Annotated in this window: 22 protein-coding genes and 2 tRNA genes; 7 read left to right on the plus strand and 17 right to left on the minus strand. The window is 68.1% G+C overall.

What is annotated here, in order from left to right:
* Positions 1-8 precede the first annotated feature (8 nt).
* The 16 genes from rseP to OM513_RS18370 all read right to left on the minus strand — a co-directional run bounded on the left by rseP (position 9) and on the right by OM513_RS18370 (position 17,295).
* Entirely contained in the window at positions 9-1,142 is a 1,134-nt protein-coding gene (gene rseP, locus OM513_RS18295) for an RIP metalloprotease RseP (RefSeq protein ID WP_264946211.1), read from the minus strand.
* Positions 1,139-2,296: a 1-deoxy-D-xylulose-5-phosphate reductoisomerase gene (locus OM513_RS18300; protein ID WP_264946212.1), complete on the minus strand. Its 1,158-nt coding sequence runs from the start codon at positions 2,294-2,296 to the stop codon at positions 1,139-1,141. Before OM513_RS18300 ends, rseP begins: the two co-directional genes overlap by 4 nt.
* Positions 2,293-3,063 carry a phosphatidate cytidylyltransferase gene (locus tag OM513_RS18305; protein WP_264946213.1) on the minus strand — a complete coding sequence of 257 codons (771 nt, stop codon included), beginning with the start codon at positions 3,061-3,063 and terminating at the stop codon, positions 2,293-2,295. Before OM513_RS18305 ends, OM513_RS18300 begins: the two co-directional genes overlap by 4 nt.
* Positions 3,060-3,791, minus strand: a complete 732-nt coding sequence (locus OM513_RS18310; RefSeq protein ID WP_264946214.1) for an isoprenyl transferase — start codon at positions 3,789-3,791, stop codon at positions 3,060-3,062. Before OM513_RS18310 ends, OM513_RS18305 begins: the two co-directional genes overlap by 4 nt.
* A 42-nt stretch (positions 3,792-3,833) precedes the next feature.
* Positions 3,834-4,391, minus strand: a complete 558-nt coding sequence (gene frr, locus OM513_RS18315) for a ribosome recycling factor (RefSeq protein WP_264946215.1) — start codon at positions 4,389-4,391, stop codon at positions 3,834-3,836.
* A 27-nt stretch (positions 4,392-4,418) separates the two neighbouring features.
* Positions 4,419-5,150, minus strand: coding sequence for a UMP kinase (gene pyrH / locus OM513_RS18320; protein ID WP_264946216.1), 732 nt, complete (start codon positions 5,148-5,150; stop codon positions 4,419-4,421).
* A gap of 191 nt (positions 5,151-5,341) precedes the next feature.
* Positions 5,342-7,579, minus strand: a complete 2,238-nt coding sequence (locus tag OM513_RS18325; protein WP_264946217.1) for a spermidine synthase — start codon at positions 7,577-7,579, stop codon at positions 5,342-5,344.
* 98 nt (positions 7,580-7,677) lie between these two features.
* Positions 7,678-8,208 (minus strand): GNAT family N-acetyltransferase, encoded by a 531-nt coding sequence (locus OM513_RS18330; protein WP_264946218.1) that lies wholly within the window; start codon positions 8,206-8,208, stop codon positions 7,678-7,680.
* Entirely contained in the window at positions 8,208-8,741 is a 534-nt protein-coding gene (locus OM513_RS18335; RefSeq protein ID WP_264946219.1) for a GNAT family N-acetyltransferase, read from the minus strand. Before OM513_RS18335 ends, OM513_RS18330 begins: the two co-directional genes overlap by 1 nt.
* On the minus strand, positions 8,738-9,268 hold the full coding sequence (locus tag OM513_RS18340) for a GNAT family N-acetyltransferase (RefSeq protein ID WP_264946220.1): 531 nt from the start codon (positions 9,266-9,268) through the stop codon (positions 8,738-8,740). The genes OM513_RS18335 and OM513_RS18340 overlap by 4 nt, the downstream gene beginning before the upstream one ends.
* Complete coding sequence (gene hemB, locus OM513_RS18345; RefSeq protein WP_264946221.1) at positions 9,265-10,251, minus strand: porphobilinogen synthase; 987 nt, start codon at positions 10,249-10,251, stop codon at positions 9,265-9,267. The genes OM513_RS18340 and hemB overlap by 4 nt, the downstream gene beginning before the upstream one ends.
* Positions 10,252-10,316: 65 nt before the next feature.
* Complete coding sequence (locus OM513_RS18350) at positions 10,317-11,378, minus strand: choice-of-anchor A family protein (RefSeq protein ID WP_264946222.1); 1,062 nt, start codon at positions 11,376-11,378, stop codon at positions 10,317-10,319.
* 211 nt (positions 11,379-11,589) lie between these two features.
* Positions 11,590-14,403: a valine--tRNA ligase gene (locus OM513_RS18355; RefSeq protein WP_264946223.1), complete on the minus strand. Its 2,814-nt coding sequence runs from the start codon at positions 14,401-14,403 to the stop codon at positions 11,590-11,592.
* 106 nt (positions 14,404-14,509) lie between these two features.
* Positions 14,510-15,037: a DUF2497 domain-containing protein gene (locus OM513_RS18360; RefSeq protein ID WP_264946224.1), complete on the minus strand. Its 528-nt coding sequence runs from the start codon at positions 15,035-15,037 to the stop codon at positions 14,510-14,512.
* A gap of 36 nt (positions 15,038-15,073) precedes the next feature.
* Complete coding sequence (locus OM513_RS18365) at positions 15,074-16,600, minus strand: TolC family outer membrane protein (RefSeq protein WP_264946225.1); 1,527 nt, start codon at positions 16,598-16,600, stop codon at positions 15,074-15,076.
* 11 nt (positions 16,601-16,611) lie between these two features.
* Positions 16,612-17,295, minus strand: a complete 684-nt coding sequence (locus OM513_RS18370) for a protein-L-isoaspartate O-methyltransferase family protein (RefSeq protein WP_264946226.1) — start codon at positions 17,293-17,295, stop codon at positions 16,612-16,614.
* Positions 17,296-17,459: 164 nt separating this feature from the next.
* Here OM513_RS18370 and OM513_RS18375 point away from each other — a divergent pair.
* From OM513_RS18375 to OM513_RS18405, 7 genes are all read left to right on the plus strand, one after another.
* Positions 17,460-17,533: transfer RNA gene (locus tag OM513_RS18375), tRNA-Cys, on the plus strand.
* Positions 17,534-17,767: 234 nt separating this feature from the next.
* On the plus strand, positions 17,768-17,995 hold the full coding sequence (locus OM513_RS18380) for a hypothetical protein (RefSeq protein WP_264946227.1): 228 nt from the start codon (positions 17,768-17,770) through the stop codon (positions 17,993-17,995).
* Between the two features lie 82 nt (positions 17,996-18,077).
* Positions 18,078-19,508, plus strand: coding sequence for a cysteine--tRNA ligase (cysS, locus tag OM513_RS18385; protein ID WP_264946228.1), 1,431 nt, complete (start codon positions 18,078-18,080; stop codon positions 19,506-19,508).
* A 61-nt stretch (positions 19,509-19,569) separates the two neighbouring features.
* The gene (locus OM513_RS18390) at positions 19,570-20,016 is read left to right on the plus strand and encodes a TM2 domain-containing protein (RefSeq protein WP_264946229.1); all 447 of its coding nucleotides are present in this window, start codon (positions 19,570-19,572) and stop codon (positions 20,014-20,016) included.
* Between the two features lie 8 nt (positions 20,017-20,024).
* A complete protein-coding gene (locus tag OM513_RS18395) occupies positions 20,025-20,960 on the plus strand; it encodes an NAD(P)-dependent oxidoreductase (RefSeq protein WP_264946237.1) in 936 nt (311 codons plus the stop codon).
* 179 nt (positions 20,961-21,139) lie between these two features.
* Entirely contained in the window at positions 21,140-22,732 is a 1,593-nt protein-coding gene (locus OM513_RS18400) for a class II 3-deoxy-7-phosphoheptulonate synthase (RefSeq protein WP_264946230.1), read from the plus strand.
* 59 nt (positions 22,733-22,791) lie between these two features.
* Positions 22,792-22,867, plus strand: a tRNA-Glu gene (locus tag OM513_RS18405).
* A gap of 199 nt (positions 22,868-23,066) precedes the next feature.
* Here OM513_RS18405 and OM513_RS18410 read toward each other — a convergent pair.
* Positions 23,067-23,651: a hypothetical protein gene (locus OM513_RS18410; RefSeq protein ID WP_264946231.1), complete on the minus strand. Its 585-nt coding sequence runs from the start codon at positions 23,649-23,651 to the stop codon at positions 23,067-23,069.
* Between the last annotated feature and the right edge of the window lie 176 nt (positions 23,652-23,827).

The following is a 23,827-nucleotide window of genomic DNA, read 5'->3' on the forward strand; positions in this document are numbered from 1 at the left end:
CAACCGCGTCAACCGATCAACCCGGCCAGATTCTTCCAGACGCCGAACGATCCCAGATCGTTGAGCGTAACGAAGATCATCAGCGCCAGAATCACCGCCATCCCGCCGCGGAACGCCCACTCCACCACCTGCGGCTCAACGGGCCGCCGCCGCACCGCCTCGATGGCATAGAGCAACAGGTGACCGCCATCGAGCACAGGGACTGGCAACAGGTTAATGAATCCCAGATTAATCGAAATCAGCGCGATAAGCGTCACCAATTCGAGCGGTCCCAATGCGAGACTCTGGCCGGAGACCTGCGCGATCTTCAGCGGCCCGCCCAGCTCCTTGACCGAGCGGCGGCCGGTGATGATCTGCCCCAGCGTCTCAAAGGTGAAGCTGACGATGCGCACTGTCTGGCGGATGCCGACCAGCGGCGCCTCCAGGATGCCCACGCGCTCGATCACGCGCGCGCCGGGGCCGATTCCGATACGGCCGACCTCATAGCTGTTGCCGAAGCGATCGCGCTCGGTGACCTTGCCGATGGTCAGGTCCAGCCGCCGCGTCTCTGCGCCGCGCGCCACTTCCATCGACACGCGCTCGCCCGGCCGGATCTTGGTGAAGGTGGCGATGTCGCTGAATTCGTCCATGCCGCGCCCGCCGAGCGAGACGATCCGGTCGCCCCGCTCCAGCCCTGCACGCGCCGCCGCGCTGCCCGGCTCGATCACGCCGACCACGGCCGGCGAGCGATCGACGCCGAAGGACGCGGCGAAAATGCCCAGGATCACGATCGCCAACACGAAATTCGCCACCGGCCCCGCCGCGACGATGATCGCGCGCTGCCACAGCGGCTTTGCCTGGAAGGTCTGCTCGCGCTCTCCGGCGGGCAGTGCCAGCCATTCGCTCGAAGGCTGGCTCGCCGGGTTCATGTCGCCCGCGAACTTGACGTAGCCGCCCAGCGGCATCCAGCCGAACTTCCAGCGCGTGCCGCGCTTGTCGGTAAAGCCCGCCACCTCGCGCCCGAAGCCGATCGAGAAGACGTCGGCCTTCACGCCGAACCAGCGGCCCGCGAGATAATGGCCAAGCTCATGGATGAAGACGAGCGGGCCGATGACCAGCACGAACGCCAGCAGCGTCAACGGGATGCCGGGGGCCTCGATCAAGATACGCAATCCTTCACACGCTCTCCCGCGATCCGCCGGGCCTCAGCATCGATGGCGAGTACAGCATCGAGGCTTTCCGGAGCGGCCGGGTCATAGCGGGCCAGCGTATCCGCAACGATTGCGGCAATTTCAAGAAAGTTGAGGCCACCCGAAAGGAAGGCGGCGACGGCCACCTCATTGGCCGCGTTCAGGATCGCGGGACGGGCGCCGCCAGCCTCCAGCGCGGCGCGCGCCAGGCCAAGCGCGGGGAAGCGCTCCAGGTCTGGCGCGGCGAAATCCAGCCGCCCGATCGCCACCAGGTCCAGCCGTTCGCACGGCGTCTCCATCCGCTCCGGCCAGGCCAGCGTGTGCGCCACCGGGATGCGCATGTCGGGGCTGCCGAGCTGGGCCAGCACCGATCCATCGACATATTCCACCATCGAATGGATCACCGACTGGCGGTGGACCAGCACGTCGAGCTGGTCCGGGCGGACGGGGAACAGGTGCAGCGCCTCGATCAGCTCCAGCCCCTTGTTCATCATCGTCGCCGAATCGACCGAGATCTTGGCACCCATCGACCAGTTGGGGTGCGCCACGGCCTGGGCGGGCGTGATCGCGCGCATCGCCTCGATCGGTGTTTCGCGGAACGGCCCGCCGCTGGCGGTGAGGATGATCCGGCGCACGCTGCGCGGCGCGGTCCGGTCCAGGCACTGGAAGACGGCGTTGTGCTCCGAATCGACGGGCAACAGCGCCGTGCCGTGCGCGCGGGCGGCCGCGGTCATCACCGTTCCGGCGGAAACCAGCGACTCCTTGTTGGCCAGCGCCACCGTTCCGCCGCATTCCAGCGCCGCCATCACGGGTTTCAGTCCCGCGATGCCGACGATCGCCGCCATCGTCCAGTCGGCGCCCATCCGCGCGGCCTCGCACACCGCGTCGGCGCCGCCCGCGCAGGCGATGCCGGTGCCCGCGAGTCGCTCGCGCAGCTCGGGCAGGCGCGATTCGTCCGCCACCACGGCAAGCCTGGCGTTGGTGCGGATCGCCGCGGCGGCCAGCTTCTGCGCGTCGCCGTTGGCGGTGAGCGCCAGCACCTCGAACCGCTCCGGATCGCGCTCGACCAGGTCGAGCGTGGACGAGCCTACCGAGCCGGTGGCGCCCAGGATGGTTACGCGCTTCATTCGGCCACCAATACCAGCAAGGCGGCCACCGGCGCGACCGCTACCAGGCCGTCCAGCCGGTCCATCACGCCGCCGTGGCCGGGCAGGAGGTTGCCCGAATCCTTCACCCCCGCCACGCGCTTCAGATGGCTCTCATACAGGTCGCCCGCCTGCGCCAGCACCGCCAGCAGCGGGGTCGCCAGCGCCAGCAGCACGGGCAGGCCGAACAACAGCACCAGCGCCCAGGCGAACAGCCCCGCCGCCGCCACGCCGCCCAGGAATCCCGCCCAGGTCTTGTTCGGGCTGATCGCCGGGGCAAGCTTCGGCCCGCCGATCGCGCGCCCGGCGAAATAGGCGCCGCTGTCGCACGCCCAAACCAGCGCCATCGCCCAGAAGGTGATCAGCAGCCCGTTCTCGCGCTCGCGCAGCAGCACCAGCGCCAGCACCGGCAGCCCGACATAGAGCACGCCCCAGGCCAGCCGCGGCCGCCGCGTCGTGGCGCCCACGAACACGCATGCCCCGGCCAGCAGTCCCAGCGCCAGAAATCCCGGCCCCGCGGCCAGCGGAGACATCGCCGCGAGCGGCACCGACAGGGCATATTGCGACAGCCGCCGCTCGGCCGGGCCGGCGCCGGTCAGCCCCGCCCATTCGCCCATCATCAACAGCCCCGCGGCGACCACCACGAGCCAGAAGACCGATCCGCCCAGGAAGAGCGCCGCGAACGCCAGGCCGATCAGGATGAATGCGACGACCAGCCGCGTCGCCAGTTCCGACCCGCCGATCTTCACAGGCCTCCGAACCGGCGCTGGCGCCGCCCATATTGCGCGAGCGCTTCGGCCAGCGTCGCGGCATCGAAATCCGGCCACAGCGTGTCGACGAACAGCAACTCGGCATAGGCCGCCTGCCACAGCAGGAAGTTGGACAGCCGCTGCTCGCCCGAAGTGCGGATCAGCAGATCGAGCGGCGGAAGATCGCGGGTGGCGAGCGCGCCGGCAAAGCACGCTTCGTCGATATCGGCGGGATCGATCGCGCCGTCGCGTGCCTGTTCGGCCAGGTTGCGCGCCGCCGCCGCGATCTCCGCCTGGGCACCATAGTTGAGTGCGATCACCAGCGTGGGGCCGCTCGCCTCGGCGGTGCGGGCCACGGCGTGGTCGATCATCGCAACCAGATCCGGCGACAGCGCCCGCCAGTCCCCGATCACGCGCAGGCGGATGCCCTCCCCCACCAGCTCCTCAAGCTCGCTGGCCAGGAAGTTGCGCAGCAGCCCCATCAGGTCGCGCACTTCCTCCGCCGGGCGGCGCCAGTTCTCCGAGGAGAAGGCGTAGAGGGTGAGTACCTCGATCCCCAGCGTCCGCGCGGCGCGGCTTACGCGGCGGACGGCCTCCACGCCCTGCTTGTGCCCGGCGATGCGCGGCAGGAAGCGCGCCTTGGCCCAGCGCCCGTTGCCATCCATGATGATGGCAACGTGGCGCGGAGCCGCGCCGGCCTCTGGGGCCGTCTGGGCGCGCGCCGCCATCTCAGGAATTCCGAACATAAGAGCCGGGGCCTGCGCCGCCTGTCACTTGCCCAGGATTTCCTTTTCCTTGGCCGCCGCAGCAGCGTCGATATCGGCGATCGCGGTATCGGTGAGCTTCTGCACCTCGGCCTCAAGCCGCTTGCGCTCGTCCTCGCTGATCTCGTGCTTCTTCTCGTCGGTCTTCAGATTGTCCATGCCGTCGCGGCGGACGTTGCGGACTGCGATGCGCGCCTTCTCCGCATATTGGCCCGCGAGCTTGGCCAGTTCCTTGCGGCGCTCCTCGGTCAGGTCCGGGATCGGCAGGCGCAGCGTCTGGCCATCGGAGATCGGGTTGAGGCCGAGCCCCGCCGAGCGGATCGCCTTTTCGACCGATCCGACGTTCGACCGGTCCCAAACCTGCACCGACAGCATGCGCGGTTCCGGCACCGACACGGTGGCGACCTGGTTCAGCGGCATCTGCGCGCCATAGACCTCGACCGTCACCGGATCGAGCAGCGTCACCGAGGCGCGGCCCGTGCGCAGGCCCTGAAGGTCGTGCTTCAGCGCCTCAACGGCGCCCTGCATCCGGCGGTCGATATCGGCCTTGCTATATGCGGCCATGTTCCTGTTCCTCTTTCTTTTCTCGCCTCAGGCGTAGGCGGCGTCGTTCTGCACGAGCGTGGACGTGCCCTCGCCCCGCAGAACCGCCGCCAGATTGCCCGGCTCGCGGATGTTGAAAACGGCGATCGGGATGTTGTTGTCGCGGCACAAAGCGACCGCGGCGGCATCCATCACCTTCAGATTGTCGGCAAGCACCCGGTCATAGCTCAGCGTCTCATACCGGCGCGCTTCGGGCACCTTCTTCGGATCGGCGTCGTACACACCATCGACCGAGGTGCCCTTGAACAGCGCATCGCACTTCATCTCCGCCGCGCGCAGCGCCGCGCCGCTGTCGGTGGTGAAGAAGGGGTTACCGGTGCCCGCGGCGAAGATGACCACGCGGCCCTTCTCTATATGCCGCATCGCGCGGCGCTGGATGAAGGGTTCGCAGACCTTGTCCATCTGCACCGCGGACTGCACGCGCGTGTGGACGCCCAGCCGCTCCAGCGTGCTCTGCATCGCCAGCGCGTTCATCACCGTCGCCAGCATGCCCATATAGTCGCCGGTGGTGCGATCGATCCCCTGCGCCGCCCCCGCGACACCGCGGAAGATGTTGCCGCCGCCGACCACCAGACAGATCTCATGCCCCGCCTCGCGCGCCGCCATCACCTCGCGCGCCACCCGTTCGCAGGTGCCCGGATCGATGCCGAACTGCCCCTGCCCCATCAGGACCTCTCCCGAAAGCTTGAGCAGGATGCGTTTGAAACGGGGGGATGTCATCGGGATTCAGGTTTCCAGCAGGAACGGAAGGCGGCGCGGACCTTAGTAGGGGCTTCCGGGGATGCCAAGCGAAGATCAAGCGCAGATGGCGCTGAGATCGCGTGCAAAAGGCGGCGGCCGGACGGAGGCCGCCGATTCGCCGGAGTTGTTTCCACCCGGGCTGAATCAGCGCCGGCAGATTTCAGCCTGGGCTAGCGCAGCACCGCCACGATCGAGGCATAGTCGTCGGTCCAGCCCGGGAAGCCGGGCCGGGCCGTCAACGCGCGCCAGTGCGCGCCGGGATCGGCGGTCAGCGCACCGATCACGCCGGGATCGCGGCTCAACGCAATCCATTCGGAGGTGGTGCCTTCGCGCTCGCCGGGGTTGACGGGCTTGCCATGCGCGTCGCGATCTGGGCCGTAGTTGAGAAGGCGCGCGTGCCATCCGCCCTGCTGCGCGGCAAAGGCCACCACCGGCTCCAGGTCCAGGAACCGGTTGGAGATATGGACCATCAGCAGCCCGTTGGGCGCCAGGATGCGGCCATAGGCGGCGAATGCCTCGCGCGTCAGCAGGTGCATCGGCACGGCGTCGGACGAAAAGGCGTCGAGCGCGAGCAGGTCCAGGCTGGAGGCCGGCGCCTCGGCGATGCGCAGCCGCGCGTCGCCCACCACCATGCGCGCATCCGGCGTGCAGAGCGGCAGGAAGGTGAAGGCGCCCGAATCGCGCGACAGCCTCACCACCGCCGGATCGATCTCGTAGAAGGTCCAGTGCTGACCCGGCCGGGCATAGCAGGCGAGCGTGCCCGTCCCCAGCCCCACCACCGCGATGCGCGCCGCCGGGCCATAGAGCCCTGGGGCCGCCGTCATCGCCCGGCCGATGCCCGATCGCGGGAGATAATAGGAGGTCGGCTGCCGCGCCTGCTCGCCCTTTAGCTGGACGCCGTGCAGCGTCGTGCCGTGCGCCAGCCGCCGCTGATCGGAAAGATCGGCCACGGTGTAGACGCCGAAATAGCTTCGCGTCCGCGCGCCCTCCAGCGAGATTTGGATCGACTGGCGCCCGCCGAACACGAACAGCGCCGCCGCCAGCGCGACCACGAACGCCCAGCGCTGGCCGATCGAGGCGAGCCCGATCGCCGCCACCGCCAGGAAGGTGAGCTGGTCGCGCCGCGGCCCGAGCAGCCCCTTCGGATCGGCCATGCCATAAGCGACGATCACCGCGACCACGAGCGCGACGCCCAGTATCTTGATGCGCAGCGCCTGTCCCTCGCCGCTCCAGAAGCGCCGCAGCGCGCCCAGCAGGAAGGTCTGCGGCACCAGCGCGCCCGCCGCCAGGATCAGCAACGGATATTCATAGGTCCAGTCGAACACGATCGGCGCGATCAGGCCCGAGAACACGCCGCCCAGCGCGCCGCCCACCGACATGGCAAGATAGAACCCCGTCAGCCGGTCCGGCGCGGGGCGAAGCTGGTACATCCGCGAATGGCAGGCGACCGAGACGAGGAACAGCAGCACCACGCCGATCAGCGCGTTGAAATAGGCATAGTCCTGATGCCCCGCGATCAGCGTCGCGCCGAACAGCAGCAGCACTACGGGCGTGAACTTGGCCAGTATCTCGTCCAGCAGCGCGCTTTCGCGGAACGCCAGCGAGAAGCTGAGCAGATAGAGGCCCAGCGGCACGACCCACAGCAGCGGCACCGCCACGATATCGGTGGTCAGGAACGTGGTGGTCGCCAGCATCAGGCCGGAGGGCACGAACGAAAGCACGATCCAGTGGAGCACGCGCTTCCATCCCGGCGCGGGGCTGGTGTGGCGGACATGCACCTCGCCCTGGGCGCGGCGCGGCAGCATCAGCGCGCAGGCGCCGACCAACAGGAACACCAGCACATAGCCGCCCGTCCACAGCCAGCTCTGCGCCTTCAGCGCCATGTTGGGCTCGACGAGCAGCGGATAGGCGATCAGCCCGCCGAAGCTGCCGATGTTGGACGCGGCATAGAGCGCATAGGGATCGCGCCCGTGCGTGGCGACGCTGTACCACCGCTGGATCAGCGGCGCCTGGGCGGCGATGGCGAAGAACAGCGGGCCGATCGAGGCGCCGAACAGCCAGGGCACCCACAGCGCGGGCTCGGCATCGGCGGGCAGGTTCATCGCCATCATGCCGATCGGCAGCCACAGCGCCGCCACCGCCAGCACGCCCAGATGCACCGCCGCCTGCATCCGCGGCGGCACGCGGCCCAGCCAGTGCGCATAGGCGTATCCGCCCAGCAGCAACGCCTGATAGACGAGCATCGCCGAGTTCCACACGGCAGGCGCGCCGCCGAGCTTGGGCAGCGCCATCCGCGCCACCATGGGCTGGACGAGGAAGAGCAGGAACGATCCCGCCAGGATCGCGGCCACGAACAGCCAGTGCCTGCCGCGCCCGGCGGCCGCTGCCTCCCCGCTCGTTTCGTTCATCCGGCTCCCACCCTCTATTGCCCGCAGCAGCTACTATCCGCCCGTGCTTTCGGGAGCCTTAACCACGATTGGCGTGCTCCGCCACTGGACGCACTGCGTCAGGGCCGCAGGATGCGATAGGTGATGTGGCGCTTCAGCGGGCTGCCGTCGGGAACATCGGGATGGTCGAAATCCTGGCCGTGCGCGCGATCCATGTTCAGCCGCTCCATCAGCCCCCAGCTCCGCTTGTTGCCCGGCGTGGTTATCGCGGCCACGCTTGCGGTGCCGGTGTTGTCCCAGGCCCAGCGCAGCGATGCCTGGGCCGCTTCGCGCGCGTAGCCCCTGCCCCATACCTCGTACCGCAGGCGCCACCCGATCTCCATGTCCTGCTCGATGGGGGTGCCCGCCGCGCCGGGCTTGAGCCCGCACCAGCCCAGGAACGTGCCGTCGGCCCGCTGCTCCATCGCCCAGAAGGTCATGCCATAGCGGTTGCCGATATCTTCCACCCGGGCGATCAGCGCGGCGGTCTCGTCGCGCGTCATCACCGGCCCCAGCGTAGCCATCACGCGCGGGTCGGCGCACATCGCCGCAAAGGGGTCCAGGTCCGCGGGGCGCCATTTCCGCAGGATAATCCGGTCGGTCTCGATCATCAGGGCCTCTCTATCGTATAGACTATCATCGCGCCGAAGGGATCGCCGGGCGCGAAATCGGGGTGGCGGAAATCCAGGTCGGCGCGGCGGCGCATGCCGATCCGCTCCATCAGGCCCCAGGAGCGCCGGTTCCCGGTCACCGTCCATGCGGCGATGCGCGGCCAGGCGGTGTTGGCCCATCCCCAGCCGAGGCTGGCCTGCGCCGCCTCGCGCGCGATGCCCTGTCCCCACCAGGCCTCGCCGATGCGCCAGCCGATCTCCAGCTCCTCGGGAACCGGCGTCCCCGGATGGCCGCCGATGCGCAGGCCGCAGATGCCCGCGAGTTCGCCCGTGGCCGCGATCTCCACCGCCCACATGCAATGGCCGTGGCGCGCCTGCTGCGCCATCTGGCGATCGAGGATCAGGTCGTGCCGGGCGCGCGGCGCGGGGCCGCCGAAATGCTCCATCATGCGCGGCGTGTTCACCAGCGCATGGAACCCGGGCTTGTCTGCCTCCCGCCACGGCCGCAGCCGCAGGCGCGCGGTCTCGATCACGCGGGCCTCGCGATCGCATAGGTGACGGTGGGCCTCAGCGGGCTATCGTCCGGGAAGCGCGGGTGGAGATAGTCGCCGTCCGCCAGCCGGACCATGCCCAGCTTCTCCATCAGCGCCTGGCTCTTGCGGTTGATCGCGGCGGTGATGGCCACGATCCGCGGCGCATCCAGGTTCGCCCAGCCCCAGGCCAGGCTGGCCACCATCGCCTCATAGGCATAGCCCATCCGCCAATAGGGCCGGTCGACGATCCAGCCGGCCTCCACCTCGCCCGCGATCGGGTTGTCCGCGTCGCCGCGCTTCAGGCCGCAAAAGCCGATCACCGCGCCGTCCGCGCGCCGCTCCACGGTCCAGAAACCCAGCCCCTCGTGGCGATAGGCGTCGTGCTTCGCCAGCACGGCCATGCCCGCGGCTTCGTCCTTCACCGGGCCGAGCTCGGCCATCACCTCAGGATCGGCCCACATGCCGAGCAGCGCCGGATGATCGCGCGGCTCCGGCAGGCGCAGCACCAGCCGTTCGGTGACGATCATGCGCCCAGCAGCTTCGCCGCCAGCGGCGCATGATAGGTGAGCACGCCCGAGCAGCCCGCGCGCTTGAACGCCATCAGTGTCTCCAGCACCAGCGCCTCGCGATCGCCCACGCCCGCGGCGGCGGCAGCCTCGATCATCGCATATTCGCCGCTGACCTGATAGGCGAACACCGGCACTTCGAACTCGTCCTTCACGCGGCGGACGATGTCGAGATAGGGCAGCCCGGGCTTCACCATCACGCTGTCCGCGCCCTCCTCGATGTCGAGCGCGACCTCGCGCAGCGCCTCCTCGCTGTTGGCGGGGTCCATCTGATAGGTCTTCTTGTCGCCCTTCAGCAGCCCGCGGCTGCCCACCGCGTCGCGGAACGGGCCATAGAAGGCGCTGGCGTACTTCGCCGAATAGGCCATGATCTGGACATTGACGTGCCCCTCCTCTTCCAGCGCCTCGCGGATCAGGCCGATGCGGCCGTCCATCATGTCGCTGGGGGCGACGATGTCCGATCCCGCCTCGGCCTGGACCAGCGCCTGGCGGGCCAGCACCTCGGCCGTCTCGTCGTTCAGCACATAGCCGGCAGCATCGACCAGCCCGTCATGGCCATGGCTGGTGTAGGGATCGAGCGCGACATCGGTGAGCACGCCCACATCCGCGCCCGTATCCTTGATCGCGCGGATCGCGCGGCACATCAGATTGTCCGGATTGAACGCCTCGCGCCCGTCGTCGCTGCGCAGCGCGTGCGGCGTATTGGGGAACAGCGCGACGCAGGGAATGCCCAGCGCCGCAGCCTCCTTCGCCCGCTCCGCGATCTGCCGCACCGGCCAGCGCGATACGCCCGGCAGCGCGCCGACCGGCTCCTCCGCGTCGCCATCGGTGACGAACAGCGGCCAGATCAGGTCGGCGGGGGTCAGCACCGTCTCGGCGTGCATCCGCCGGCTCCACGGCGCGGAGCGGGTGCGGCGAAGGCGGAGCGCGGGATAATGAGACATGGCGCGGGTATTGGGACGATTTCACCGTCCCCGCAAGGGAGGCGCCCTCCCCGGCTCGCCGCGGCTCAGTTCGCCGCCGCGCGCCGGCGGTGGATGCGCAGGCCCAGCATCAGCCCCGCGGCACCGAGCAGGAACAGCGTGAGCGGCGGCGCCTCCGGCACCGGCACCGGCGATTCCCCGCCCCCGCCGTTCGCCGGCGGATTGTAGCTGCCCGTATAGGTGCCCAGGTGCATCTCGCCATTCTGCACCAGGCTGCCGAACACGGCCGATCCCTGAACATAGTTGCTGGTCGTCGCCGCCGCGCCCGGCGCCAGTACCGATCCGCCCCAGGCGGTGGTGAGGTTCAGCGTCTTCGCGTCGTTGAAGTTCCAGATCACATGCTCGCCCAGATTGGCCGTGCCGCCCAGGAAATTGTCGTTCAGGTTCACATTGGCCCCGGCGACGTTGACGATCGCGGTATCCGCCCCGTTCAGGTTGAACTGGATCTCCCCGATCTGGTCGAGCTGCGCGGCGGTCAGGTTGAACACCGCCAGGCCGTTGGCGTCCGGCGCCGCATTGAACGTCGCGCGATTGCCGTTGAAAGAGACGGTGCTGTTGGAATCCAGCCCGGACAGCGTGTTCGACAGATCGGTCAGGCTGCTGGTCAGGACGTTCTTCTGCATCTCCAGCTCGGGCCGGAAATTCGGGTTGGACGAAGCCACGCTCGAATTGACCGTGTTCTGGTTCACATTGGTGTTGGAAATCGTGCCGCCCACCTGAACGGTCTGCGCCGGGCCGTTGAGGTTGAACCCGCTGTTCACATTGCCGCCCACGATCGCACCGGAGCCGTTGTTCAGGTTCTTGGTGCCGCCGTTCACATCGCCGACCACGATCAGGCCCGGCGTCTCGTTGGCCGCCGGCGTGGGGGTGCCGATCTGATAGTTCGACGAATTGCCGTTCAGATTGCCGCCGACGAAGGTGCGCCCTTCCACCTCGGACGAGGATTCCAGATCACCCAGCACCACCAGGTTCCAGGTGCGCAGCGCATCCGTGTTCATCACCAGCGGCCCGGCCGATGCCGGCATGGCCAGCAACGCCGCACCGGCGAACAGGATCGCGTGGCGTTTGGTGAACATCGGCAACTTCATCACTCGCTTCCTCTATCCGAGGCCCATCGACGGCCCCCACCCCATCTAGGGACGGGCAGTGCAGCCCAGAAGCGCAGAAGGTGCTTAACAAAGACGGTTAACCACGGAATTACCGGACCGGAATCGGACAAACCCGGCCCTCCGCTGGATCGCGGCGCCAGTCTCCGGAATTCAGGACCCAGGAACCCGGCGCGGCGACCGGCGGCGCCGCCTATCCCAGCCGTGCCAGCGCCGCGCCCAGCCGTTCGGCCTCGGCGGCCTTTTCGGCATGGTCGGCACGCGCCTTTTCCACCGCCTCGGGCTTGGCGCGTTCGACGAAGCTCGGGTTGGCGAGCCGCCCCGCCAGGCCGTCGCGCTCCTTCTCCGCCGCGGCGATCGCCTTCGCCAGGCGGGCACGCTCGGCCTCCAGGTCGACGATATCGCCGAGCGGCAGGACGAAAGTGGCCTCGTCCACCACGATCTGGAGCGATCCGCCCGCGGGCGCCGCCCCGTCCGCCTGATCCACACGCGCCAGCCGGCCGAGCGCCGCCTGCTGCCGGGCCAGCCGGGCGCGCGTGCCCTCCGAAGCCTCCGCGACGTGCAGCGGCAGGCGCGCGGAGGGCGGCACGTTCAGCTCGGTCCGCGCGGTGCGGATCTCGCTCACCAGCCGGATCAGCCAGTCGATCTCCTGCGCCGCCTCCGGATCGAGCGCGCGGGCATCGGCCATCGGCCATTTCGCGACGATCAGCTCGTGATCGCGCGGCCCCATCTTCGACCACAGCTCCTCGGTGATGAAGGGCATGAACGGGTGGAGCATCACCAGTATCTGGTCGAGCGCCCATCCCGCGACCGCGCGGGTTTCGTCCGCGCCCTCGACGCCCTCGCCCTGGAGGACGGGCTTGATCAGCTCCAGATACCAGTCGCAGAAACGGCTCCACACGAACTGGTAGAGGGTGTTGGCGGCATCGTCGAAGCGCAGCGCGGCGAGCGCGATGTCCAGCTCCTGCACCGTCTTCACCGTCTCCGCGACGATCCAGCGGTTCACCGCCAGCGTGGCCGCGGGCGGCTCCAGATGCGCGCTCGCGCCGATGCCGTTCGATTGGCAGAAGCGCGCCGCATTCCACAGCTTTGTCGCGAAGTTGCGATAGCCCTCGATCCGGGGCTCGCTCATCTTGATGTCGCGGCCCTGACTTTCCATCGCTGCCATGAAGAAGCGCAGCGCATCGGCACCATATTTGTCGATCAGGCCCAGCGGATCGACCGTGTTGCCCTTCGACTTCGACATCTTGGCGCCATCGGCGGCGCGCACCAGCCCGTGGAGATAGAGCGTCTTGAACGGCACGCTTTCGGGCAGCGGGCGCTTGCCCTGCTCGCCCATGAAGTGGATGCCCTGCATCATCATCCGCGCGTCCCAGAAGAACAGGATGTCGAAGCCGGAGATCAGCACATCATTGGGATAGCGGCCGTGCAGCGTCGGGCTGTCCGCATCCGGCCACCCCATCGTCGCGAAGGGCCAGAGCGCGGAGGAGAACCAGGTGTCGAGGACGTCGGGATCGCGCCAGATAGGAATGCTCGTCTGGTACGTTATTGTATGGTGATATGCCCGCCGCGCATCTTCAACCACCGTGAGTTCGTCGACCCCATAATACTCGCGTGCGGCCCGCAAGGCCTCCTCTTCCGTCTCAGCGACAAAGTGCTTCGGGGCGTCGAGATTGTACGTTGCTCCAACCGCTGGACCAGGGCCATACCAAACCGGAATCCGATGCCCCCACCACAATTGGCGCGAGACGCACCACGGCTGGATGTTCTCCATCCAGTTGAAGTACGTCTTTTCCCACGTCTTCGGGACGATCTTGGTCGCGCCCGATCGCACGGCCTCGATCGCTGGCTTGGCCAGCGTGGCGGCATCGACATACCATTGGTCAGTCAGCCACGGCTCGATCACCACGCCCGAACGATCGCCGAACGGCGTCTGGATCGTGCGCGGCTCGACGTCGTGCTCGTTGCCGTCCTTGTCGATGTGCGGGACCAGGAAGCCCTCGTCCTTCAGCCGCGCGACCACCGCCGCGCGCGCCTCAAACCGGTCGAGCCCGATCAGCTCCGCCGGGATCAGCCCGTCCGCCGTCTGGCAGACCGCCGCCTTGGCATCGAGCATGTTGAGCATGTCGCGCGCCTCGATCCCCGCGCGCTTGCCCACCTCGAAATCGTTGAAGTCATGCCCCGGCGTGATCTTCACCGCGCCGCTGCCCAGCGCGGGATCGGCATGTTCGTCGGCGACGATCGGGATCAGGCGGCCGGTGATCGGCAGGCGCACCTGGCGGCCGATCAGCGTCTGATAGCGTTCGTCCTCCGGGTTCACCGCCACGGCCATGTCGGCCAGCATCGTTTCCGGCCGCGTCGTCGCGACCTGGATAAAGCCCGATCCATCGGCCAGCGGATAGCGGAAGTGCCAGAAGCCGCCCTTCACCTCGCGCGTCTCGACCTCAAGGTCGCTGATCGCGGTGCCCAGGCCCGGGTCCCAGTTCACCAGCCGCTTGTCGCGATAGAGCAGGCCCTGGTTGTAGAGATCGACGAACACCTTGAGCACGGCCTTCGAAAAGCCCGGGTCCATCGTGAAGCGTTCGTTCGCCCAGTCCATCGAACAGCCCAGGCGGCGAAGCTGGCCGGTGATCGCGCCGCCGCTCTCCGCCTTCCACTTCCACACGAGATCGACGAACTGCTCGCGCGTATAGTTGGTCCGCTTGTCCTGCCGTTCGTTGAGCTGGCGCTCGACCACCATCTGGGTGGCGATGCCGGCATGGTCCATGCCCACCACCCAGCGCGCATCCTTGCCCTGGAGACGGGCGTGGCGGACCAGGATGTCCTGCAACGTGTTGTCCAGCGCATGGCCGATGTGCAGGCTGCCGGTCACGTTGGGCGGCGGGTTCACCAGCGTCCACGGGTCCGCGCCGGGGCGCTCGGGGGCGAACAGGCCGTTCGCCTCCCAATGGGCATACCAGCGGGATTCGATCTCGGCGGGGTCGAAGGTCTTGGGAAGCTCGGTCATGGTGCGGGGCGCCTAGCGCGATATTCCGGGAAGGGACAAGCGGTTATGCGCGCGCCCCCGATATGGGAGCCCGGCATTGCGACCGCGAGGACCGGCTATCGGGCGATCAGCGCCCGGTGATCCGCGCGATCTCGCGCGCTACCATCTCGTCCACCAGGCGGGGCAGATTGGCGTCGAGCCATTCGCGCAGCATCGGGCGGAGCAGCTCGCGCACCATCCCCTCCAGCGTGTTGTCCGCGGCGGCGGGGGCCGCAGCCTCAGGCTTCACCACCATGCGCGAAAGCGCTTCCAGGCGGCCGCGCGTGGCCTCCGCGGTGACGGGCGACAGGATCTGTTCGGGCTGCTGCATGGGCTGGGCCGCCACCGGCTGGCGGGGCGTATCGGGCGCGCCGATCGGCATCGGGGCGGGCGTGACGGCCGCCGCGGCATCCGCCACGGGATCGCTCAGCTCCAGCACCTCATCGTCGTTGCCGGCGGGATCCGGCACGGTACGCAGCGAAGCGGGCACCGGCCGCCCAGGCGGCGGCGCGCGGCGGGCGCGCGAAGCCACCGCCGCATCGCCCTCTTCGGCGATGATGCGTTTGATCGAGGAGAGGATCTCCTCCATGGAAGGCTCGGTGCTGATGTCTCCCATGACTTAGCCTTTTACTGCCCCGTTACGGAGCCTCAATCACGGATTTATACCGGTGCTGTCAACCGGGCGGCCGAGAAGCGGGTCAAGCGAGCCCTCGACGGACGAGTTCTGGGCGGGCGTTCCCACCGTGCGGGTACCCACCGGAGCAGGCTCCGGACCGTCGCTCCAGTCGGAGATGCTGCCGCGCACGCTGCGATAGTTGGCGGTCGGATCATAGAGCGCGCCGCCATCGAGCGAGAGATCGCCGGCATTGGCCTTGCCCATCGCGTTGAGCAGCGTGAAACCGGCCAGATAGGCGTCCCGCTCGGCGGTGACATAGGTCACCTGGGCGCTCAGCAGCTCCTGCTCGGCGTTCAGGATGTCGAGGATGGTGCGCGTGCCCACGCTGTTCTCGGCGCGCACGCCCTCCAGGCTCAGCCGGTTGGCGTCCACCGCGGCACGCGACGATTCGATCACCCGCAGCGTGGCCTGATAGGTCGCGAAGGCCGAACGCGCCTGGGCCACCACGCCGCGCTCGGTGAGCGTCACCAGCTCGATCGAGGCCGATTCGCGCGCCTGCGCCTGGCGTACCTGCGCGGCGGGACGGCCGCCCTGGAACAGCGGCATCGTGAGGTTGACCGAGGCGGTGGCGGCGACGCCGTCCTTCTCCAGCCCCGCCAGCAGCGCCGTGTTACTCAGCGAGCCGAGGTTGTTGTAATAGGTGGTGCCCACCCCCACGCTGACGCGCGGCAGCCGGCCCGCGCGCGCCACGTCCACGTCGATCCCCGATGCGTCGCGCTGCTTCTTCACGGCTTCGAGCGCGGGATTGCTGGCCAGCGCGGTATCCACCGCAACGCCCACGTCGCCCGGCAGGTTGGGCAGCGGCGGCGGCGCGGACAGATCGGCCGGGGGCGCGCCCACGACGCGGATGAAATTCTCGCGGCTGGCGATCAGCCGCGCCTCGGCAAGGCGGAGCTGCCCCTCGGCCTGCGCCAGCCGCGCCTCGGACTGGGCGACGTCGGTGCGGGTCAGGTCGCCCACCTCGAACCGGTCGCGCGTCGCCTGGAGGTTGACGCTCAGCGCCTTCACATTCTGCTGGTTGAGCTGGACGATCGCCTGGTCGCGCAGCACATCGACATAGACGGTGACGACCTGGGTGAAGACATCCGCCTCGACCGAACGCAGCGACGAGCGCCCCGCCTCGATCCGCGTCTCCGCCGCGCGCACCGAATTGCGCACCGATCCGCCGGCATAGACCGGCAGCGACACATTCGCGCCCAGCGTGCCCTGGCGCGTCGGCCCGATGCCCTGATCGGTATCGTAGATGCTCTGCTGGACGCCGCCGGTGGCGTTCACGCTCGGCAGCCCCTGCGACCGCGCGAGCGGCACGCCCTCGTCGGTGGCGCGCAGGCTGGCGCGCTCGCCCTGAAGGTCCGGGTTGGTGTTATAGGCCATCACCAGCGCGCTGCGCAGGTCGCCGACCGTGACCGCCGGCGCCTCCGCAGCGGGCGGGGCCTCCTGCGCGGCCAGCGGCGCCGCGAGAACGGTCAGGCTTGCGCCGAGAAGCAGGAGGGGGAATCGCATGGAGCCTACTTTCAGAAGGTGAAGGTCACGGGTTTGGCGAAGCCGGGAAGCCGCGCGGCCTCCAGATCGGCGAAATGGACGAGGCCGAACCCCCCTTCGGTCTTGCGCCCGGAAGCGAGGCGGGTGACGCCGCGATCGACCACGCCGGCCACGACGCGCGCGCCCGGCCTCAACTGCGCCAGCAGCGCATCGGGAATCGCCTCGACCGCGCCATCGATCATCAGCACGTCATAGGGCGCCCCGGCAGCCCAGCCCGCGGCGAGCGGCCCTTCGGCTACTTCCACCCCGGCCTGGCCTTCCAGCGCCTGGCGCGCCAGCGCGACGAGCCCGGCGTCTTCTTCCAGCGCGGTCACCGCCGCGCCCAGCTTCGCCAGCACCGCCGCGGAATAGCCCCCCGCGGCGCCGACCAGCAGCACGCGATCGCCCGCGCCCACGCGCGCCTCGGTGATCAGCCGGCCCGTGGCGAGCGGCGAATTGTGGCTGCGGCCGCCGGGCAGCGGCAGCAGCGTGTCGCGATAGGCGATCGCACGCGCCTCCTCCGGCAGATATTCCTCGCGCGGAACATCGGCCATCGCCGCCACCACGCGCGCATCGTTCACCGCATTGGTGCGCAACTGGCTGGACACCATCGCGCGGCGCATCGCCTCGAAGCGCCCGGCCGGCGCCGGCGCAGTCTGGACCGAAAGGGCCATCATCACTCCGCTTTTTCGCACAACCGTATTAGTCGTGCAATACACTTGTTGCTGCCGCCGCGCTTGTATCGCGGTGCAGCGCGAACGCCAAGCGAGGGAAGACGCTTTTTCGAAAGGCGTGTTGACAGCGGCGCATGTGCCTGCGCATTTCGCGCGCTCACTCCAGAGGCCCGATGGCGGAGTGGTGACGCAGCGGACTGCAAATCCGTATACGCCGGTTCGATTCCGGCTCGGGCCTCCATCTCCTCGCAACATATGAGCCGCCGCCATACCGCGGAACCTTTCGTTGGGCCGCGCATTGGTTGTTCGTGCGCCCTCTCCTTGCGGCGCCCCTTCCCCCAAATCTGTGGCTTTCCTGCAACTCATCGATGGAAAAGCACGCTTCACCGCCAGAAATTCATCTGAGGTTTAGCTGACCGGTGGAACAAAGTCGGAATAGGGCACGTTACAAGCCCGAAATGTCAGGAGTGAAACGATGTACGATTTCGGCATTCGGCAGGCCCTCACGGGCTATCGGGTGGCGTATCGCCAGCAGGAGGCGAACCACTGCCCGGGCTGCGGACAGTCGCACTGGATGATCGGCCGCATGACCGCGGAGTGCGCGTTCTGCGGCACCGCGCTGCCGCTGGTCGCGGGCGGATCGCAGGGCGTGGGCGTGATCCGCGCGCGCGGCGTGCGCGTTCCGGAGCAGCTCGCGGCCTGATCCCGCGAAGGCGCCGCGCAGGGGCGTGCGCGGCGCAACTTCGCATTTCCCCGGCGCCGCGCAGCCGCTATGGCCCGGCGCCATGCACGACGCGCCCCTCACCCTCTATAATTCGCTGACCCGCGCCACCGAGCCGTTCGCGCCGATCGATCCCGCCAAGGGCGTGCGCATCTATTCCTGCGGGCCGACGGTCTATTCCGATCCGCACCTGGGCAACCTGCGCGCCTATGTCTTCACCGACACGCTGAGCCGCGTGCTGCGGTGGAAGGGCTATGCGCTCACCCATGTCATCAACATCACCGATGTGGGCCATCTGACCTCGGACGCCGATTCGGGCGACGACAAGATGGAGAAGGCCGCGCGCGCCGAAGCGCTGAGCGCCTGGGACGTCGCCCGGCGCCATACCGAAGTGTTCCTGCGCAACCTGGCGGACCTGAACATCCGCACCCCCGATCACCTGCCGCGCGCCACCGAATATGTTGAGAAGATGATCGCCTTCGCCAAGGCGATCGCCCCGGAACATTGCTACACGCTGGAGAGCGGCCTCTATTTCGATACCGCGACCGTGCAGGGCTATGGCCGGCTGGCGGGCGGGCAGGACGATGCCGGCGAGGGCCGCATCGACCCGGTGGAGGGCAAGCGCCACCCGCAGGACTTCGCGATCTGGCGCAAGACCCCGGCCGGGGAAACGCGGCAGATGGAGTGGGATTCGCCCTGGGGCCGCGGCGCTCCCGGCTGGCACCTCGAATGCTCGGTGATGAGCCGCGAGCTGCTGGGGCTGCCGTTCGACATCCACACCGGCGGGATCGACCATCGCGAAGTCCACCACCCCAACGAGATCGCGCAGAACCAGGCGATCTGCGGCTGTGCCGATGCGGGCGCCAGAACCTGGATGCACAACAACTTCCTGGTCGATCGCACCGGCAAGATGTCCAAGTCCAAGGGCGCGATCGCCACGCTGGAGGCGCTGAAGGCCACGGGCGTCCACCCGCTCGCCTATCGCCTGATGTGCCTGAGCGCGCATTATCGCAGCGAGCTAGAATTCAGCGCGGACAACCTCGGCGCCGCGCTGACCCGGCTCAAGCGGCTGGTGATGACCGTGGCGGCGCTGAAGGCGCGCGCGAACGGCACCGGCACCGCCCCCGAAGCCTGGCTGACGCGGCTGGACGAGGCGGTTTCGGACGACCTCAACACGCCCAGGGCGCTGCCCGTGCTCGACGAGATGCTGGCCGACAAGAAGACGAGCGTGGAGGACCGGCTGGCGGCGCTCGTGGAGTTCGACGCGGTGCTGGGGCTGAACCTGACCGTGGTCACCCGCGAGGATCTGCGCGTCCGCCCGGCCGGCGCAACGCTGACCGCCGAGGCGATCGAGGCGCGGCTGGCCGAACGCAAGGAGGCCCGCGCCGCGAAGGACTTCGCCCGATCCGACGCGATCCGCGACGCGCTGGCGGCCGAAGGCGTCGAGGTGATGGACGGCGATCCGCTGGGCTGGGACTGGAAACCCGCGCTCTGATGCCCCTTCCCCGCCGCCGCGCGGCGTGGCATTTTCGCGGGGTAAGTGGGAGGACCGGGCGATGCGCGGCAAGATACTGGCGTTCGACACGCTTTCGGGCGAAGGCCATATCAGCGGGGACGACGGCCATCGCTATCGCTTCGCGGGCGCCGAATGGAAGGTCCCCGCCCCGCCCTCGCCCGGCGAACCCGTGGATTTCGAGGCGGAGGGCAAGGATGCGCTGGCCGTTTTCCCGCTGACCCGCGTGTTCGTGCCGGGGCCTAAGAACCGCGTCAGCGCCGCGCTGCTGGCGATCTTCCTGGGCGCGGCGGGCATCCATAAATTCTACCTCAACCGCAACGCAGCCGGGCTCACCATGCTGGCGGTGAGCATCGCCGGCATCCTGCTGGCGGGCATCCCATCTGCCGCGATGGCGCTGATCGGCCTGGTCGAGGGCATGCTGTACCTCACCCGCAGCCAGGACGAGTTCGACCGGCACTATGTCTCCGGCAGCCGCGCCTGGTTCTGACGATGGCGATCAAGGCTACTCTGCCCGCGCTCGCGCGCCCGATGGTGGAGCCGCATCTGCCCGCTGGGGTGGAGGCGCGCTGGTTCGCAACGTTCGAGGAATGCCTGGCGATGGCGCCGGACGCCGAGGTGGGCTGGCTGGACAGCAACAATCCGCGCAACTGGGCGCGCGCCGTGGCGGCCGCGCCGCAGCTGAAATGGCTTTCGACCATCTACGCCGGGCTGGATCTGCTCGATAAGGACGCGCTGATCCGCCAGGGCACGCGCATCACCAATGGATCGGGCATCAACGCATTTGCAGTGGCCGAATATGCGGTGATGGGCGCGCTGGTCGCCGCCAAGCGGTTTGACCGGGTGGTGCGCATGGCCGACAGGCGCGAATGGCCGCAGGAAGCCCCGGGCAAGATCGAGCTGTACGGATCGCGCGCGCTGATCCTGGGCTATGGCGCGATCGGGCGGCTGGTCGGCGATCGGATGGCGGCCTTTGGCGTAACCGTGGTGCCGGTGACGCGCAGCGGCGCCCAGGGCACGCTTGGCCCCGGGGAATGGCGCGCGCGGATCGGCGAATTCGACTGGATCATGCTTTCCGCCCCTTCCACGCCCGAAACGCGGCACATGATCGGCGCGACAGAGCTGGCGGCGATGAAGACGAGCGCGTGGATCGTCAACGTCGGCCGCGGCGATCTGATCGACCAGCCGGCGCTGGTGGAGGCGCTGGAACGCGGACGGATCGGCGGTGCCTTTCTGGACACGGTGACGCCCGAGCCGCTGCCGCCGGAGGACCCGCTGTGGGCCGCGCCCAACGCGATCCATTCGATGCACCTTTCGGGGCGCAGCCAGACGCTGATGTTCCGCCGCGCCGCCGAGCTGTTCGTCGAGAACCTGCGGGCCTATGCCGAGGGCCGCCCGCTGCGCAACGAAGTGGACCTGGCCGCGGGCTATTGAGCCCCGGGGTGCCCGGCCGGCAGCGCGGAATTACTCCCCTCGCGGCGTTGCAGCATGCATGAACCCTCGCGGCGCCCGCACCATATCCGGCTCAAATCGCCTGCTCCCGAGCAAATTCCCGTTGCGGGAAATTTCCCTACTTGCGCAAATTTACTCTCTGCGAGTAAAGCGCCGCCGTTATGACGACGCTAGCAGGCACCAAGATCCGCCGGTTCCGCGAGGAACGTTCGCTCACCCGCGCCGCCTTCGGCGCCTGGTTCGGTGCTCAGGGCACCACGGTCCAGGGCTGGGAGGAGAACGGCAAGCGCGCCTCGCCGACGGTGGTGAACCAGATCGCCGCCAACGGCATCGCGCACCACCAGGACTGGTATGTGCTGGTGCGCGAGCAGGACAATGCCGCCGCATGGGACCCCGCGAGCTGGCGCGGCGATGCGTTCGAAAAGCGCCAGATGCCCTTCTATCCCGATGTCGCGGCGCTGGACGCTGCCACGGCCACCCTCGCCAAATCGCCGCCGCTGGTGTTCGCGGGCGAGGCGCGCAACCTGACCGCGGACCTGGCCCGCGTGGCGGAGGGCAAGGCCTTCCTGCTCCAGGGCGGCGACTGCGCCGAGAGCTTCGCCGAATTCCACCCCAACAACATCCGCGACACCTTCCGCGTGCTGCTCCAGATGGCGGTGGTGCTCACCTTCGCGTCGAAGCTGCCGACGGTGAAGGTCGGCCGCATGGCGGGCCAGTTCGCCAAGCCGCGATCGGCGGATACTGAGACCGTGGATGGCGTCACCCTGCCCAGCTATCGCGGCGACAACGTCAACGACATCGCCTTCACGCCCGAGGCGCGTGTGCCCGATCCCCAGCGGATGCTGCAGGGCTATGCCCAGTCGGCGGCGACGCTGAACCTGCTGCGCGCCTTTGCCCAGGGCGGCTATGCCAATCTGCACCAGGTCCACAAATGGACGCACGATTTCATGGGCAAGAGCCCGTGGTCGGCCAAGTTCGCCGACGTGGCCGATCGCATCGGCGAGGCGCTGGACTTCATGGCCGCCTGCGGCATCGACGCCGACAGCGTTCCCCAGCTCAAGGCCACCGACTTCTATACCAGCCACGAGGCACTGCTGCTCCCCTATGAGCAGGCGCTGACGCGGCAGGATTCGCTAACCGGCGACTGGTACGACACCAGCGCGCATATGTTGTGGATCGGTGATCGCACCCGCTTCGATCGATCGGCGCATGTCGAATTCCTGCGCGGGATCGGCAATCCGATCGGGATGAAGTGCGGCCCCAGCCTGGAGCCCGATGCGCTGCTGCGGCTGCTCGATACGCTCAACCCCGGGCGCGTGCCGGGGCGGATGACGCTGATCACCCGCTATGGCCACGACAAGATCGAGGACGGGCTGCCCAAGCTGGTCCGCGCGGTGAAGATGGAGGGGCATCCGGTCGTCTGGAGCTGCGATCCGATGCACGGCAACGTCGTGAAGGCCGCCAACGGATACAAGACGCGCCCGTTCGAGCGGATCCTGGCCGAGGTGCGCGGATTCTTCGCCGTGCATCGCGCCGAGGGCACCTTCGCCGGCGGCATCCATTGCGAGATGACCGGCCAGAACGTCACCGAATGCACCGGCGGCGGAATCGACATCGGCGAGCATGATCTGGCGGACCGCTATCACACGCACTGCGACCCGCGCCTGAACGCGGCGCAGAGCCTGGAACTGGCGTTCCTGCTGGCCGAAATGCTCAACCAAGAGATGGCCGAACGGCGCACGGCGGCGGCATAGCCGACACCCGCTTGACGGCCCGCCCGCCTGCCCCTAAACGCCCGCCTTCCGCGCATGAAGGCCCCTTCGTCTAGCGGTCTAGGACGTCGCCCTCTCACGGCGAAAACACGGGTTCGAGTCCCGTAGGGGTCACCAGCGATTTCAATAGCTTATGGGAAAATTCGGGCTGGGTGTCCCATAGGGTGTCTAAAAGCGTCGCGCGGTAAACGGCTGTATTCGGCCGGTTATTTCGTATTATGCGGGTTCGGCCAGATGGCCTAGCAGCGTCAATCCCGCTCAGAGCTAGGATATGCCCAGCCGAAATCGATCATCGCTTGAGGGCCAGCGTAGCTTGTCAGCCGGGAAGGTGTGGCAAAACCTTGTGCAGGGTGTCGATGATGGTTGGCGCTGCGGCAATGGTAGAGCTGGCGAGTTTGCCGCCTTCGCTTACCACTTTGAACCAATCGAGAACCTTCTGGACCGTGCTCTTGGTTGGCGCTTCCGATGCCTTAGCGACATCATTTTTTGCGCCTCCATCCACCCCGGGATCAGCATCAAGAAGCGCGATTAGCTTGGCAAGCTGCTCGCTAGCGACTTGTGGTGCTTGGGTCTGATAAAGGGCGTTGATATCGCCCGTTGCTGCGTTTCCAGAACCGGAGAAGGCCCCTGTCGCTGGTCCGTTGAATGTGAATGTGTTTGTCACCTCAGCACCTCCCAAGGGTAGAAAATCGGCACCCTCAGCCATAAAACGAATTCTGCCGAGCTTGGACGCAAGCGGCGTGCCTTTTGCAGCGGCTTCCAGTCGCAAGCGCGCAGCGGACCCTTGGGCCTCTGCTCTATATGCTTGCTCCACAAACTCCGCGTATCGCGCCATTCTCGCGCTTTGAGTGGCCATGTGCTCAAGAAGATAAGCGATCGTTGGCGGATCGTCTTCCTCCAATATCCAAGCGACAACGATCTCCTCAAGTCCGTCGAAGTAAGTGCCGCTTAGGGTCGGGACCCATAAACGGGGTTCCCTTGGCGGCTCAGGTGTGATTCGAGCTCCGCGACAGCAGGAGCGTGGATTTGAGCGAGTTTTGGTTGAGTGAGGCACAGTTTGAGCGGCTTCGGCCGCTG

It is taken from the genome of Sphingomonas canadensis, from assembly GCF_026013525.1.
GTDB classification, from domain to species: Bacteria; Pseudomonadota; Alphaproteobacteria; order Sphingomonadales; family Sphingomonadaceae; genus Sphingomonas; species Sphingomonas canadensis.

Bases quoted from the DNA above. Each gene is read 5' to 3' on its own strand.
- OM513_RS18300 (WP_264946212.1), bottom strand. From the start codon at position 2,296: ATGAAGCGCGTAACCATCCTGGGCGCCACCGGCTCGGTAGGCTCGTCC.
- OM513_RS18310 (WP_264946214.1), bottom strand. From the start codon at position 3,791: ATGGCGGCGCGCGCCCAGACGGCCCCAGAGGCCGGCGCGGCTCCGCGC.
- frr (WP_264946215.1), bottom strand. From the start codon at position 4,391: ATGGCCGCATATAGCAAGGCCGATATCGACCGCCGGATGCAGGGCGCC.
- pyrH (WP_264946216.1), bottom strand. From the start codon at position 5,150: ATGACATCCCCCCGTTTCAAACGCATCCTGCTCAAGCTTTCGGGAGAG.
- OM513_RS18325 (WP_264946217.1), bottom strand. From the start codon at position 7,579: ATGAACGAAACGAGCGGGGAGGCAGCGGCCGCCGGGCGCGGCAGGCAC.
- OM513_RS18330 (WP_264946218.1), bottom strand. From the start codon at position 8,208: ATGATCGAGACCGACCGGATTATCCTGCGGAAATGGCGCCCCGCGGAC.
- OM513_RS18340 (WP_264946220.1), bottom strand. From the start codon at position 9,268: ATGATCGTCACCGAACGGCTGGTGCTGCGCCTGCCGGAGCCGCGCGAT.
- hemB (WP_264946221.1), bottom strand. From the start codon at position 10,251: ATGTCTCATTATCCCGCGCTCCGCCTTCGCCGCACCCGCTCCGCGCCG.
- OM513_RS18350 (WP_264946222.1), bottom strand. From the start codon at position 11,378: ATGAAGTTGCCGATGTTCACCAAACGCCACGCGATCCTGTTCGCCGGT.
- OM513_RS18355 (WP_264946223.1), bottom strand. From the start codon at position 14,403: ATGACCGAGCTTCCCAAGACCTTCGACCCCGCCGAGATCGAATCCCGC.
- OM513_RS18360 (WP_264946224.1), bottom strand. From the start codon at position 15,037: ATGGGAGACATCAGCACCGAGCCTTCCATGGAGGAGATCCTCTCCTCG.
- OM513_RS18365 (WP_264946225.1), bottom strand. From the start codon at position 16,600: ATGCGATTCCCCCTCCTGCTTCTCGGCGCAAGCCTGACCGTTCTCGCG.
- OM513_RS18370 (WP_264946226.1), bottom strand. From the start codon at position 17,295: ATGATGGCCCTTTCGGTCCAGACTGCGCCGGCGCCGGCCGGGCGCTTC.
- OM513_RS18380 (WP_264946227.1), top strand. From the start codon at position 17,768: ATGTACGATTTCGGCATTCGGCAGGCCCTCACGGGCTATCGGGTGGCG.
- cysS (WP_264946228.1), top strand. From the start codon at position 18,078: ATGCACGACGCGCCCCTCACCCTCTATAATTCGCTGACCCGCGCCACC.
- OM513_RS18390 (WP_264946229.1), top strand. From the start codon at position 19,570: ATGCGCGGCAAGATACTGGCGTTCGACACGCTTTCGGGCGAAGGCCAT.
- OM513_RS18400 (WP_264946230.1), top strand. From the start codon at position 21,140: ATGACGACGCTAGCAGGCACCAAGATCCGCCGGTTCCGCGAGGAACGT.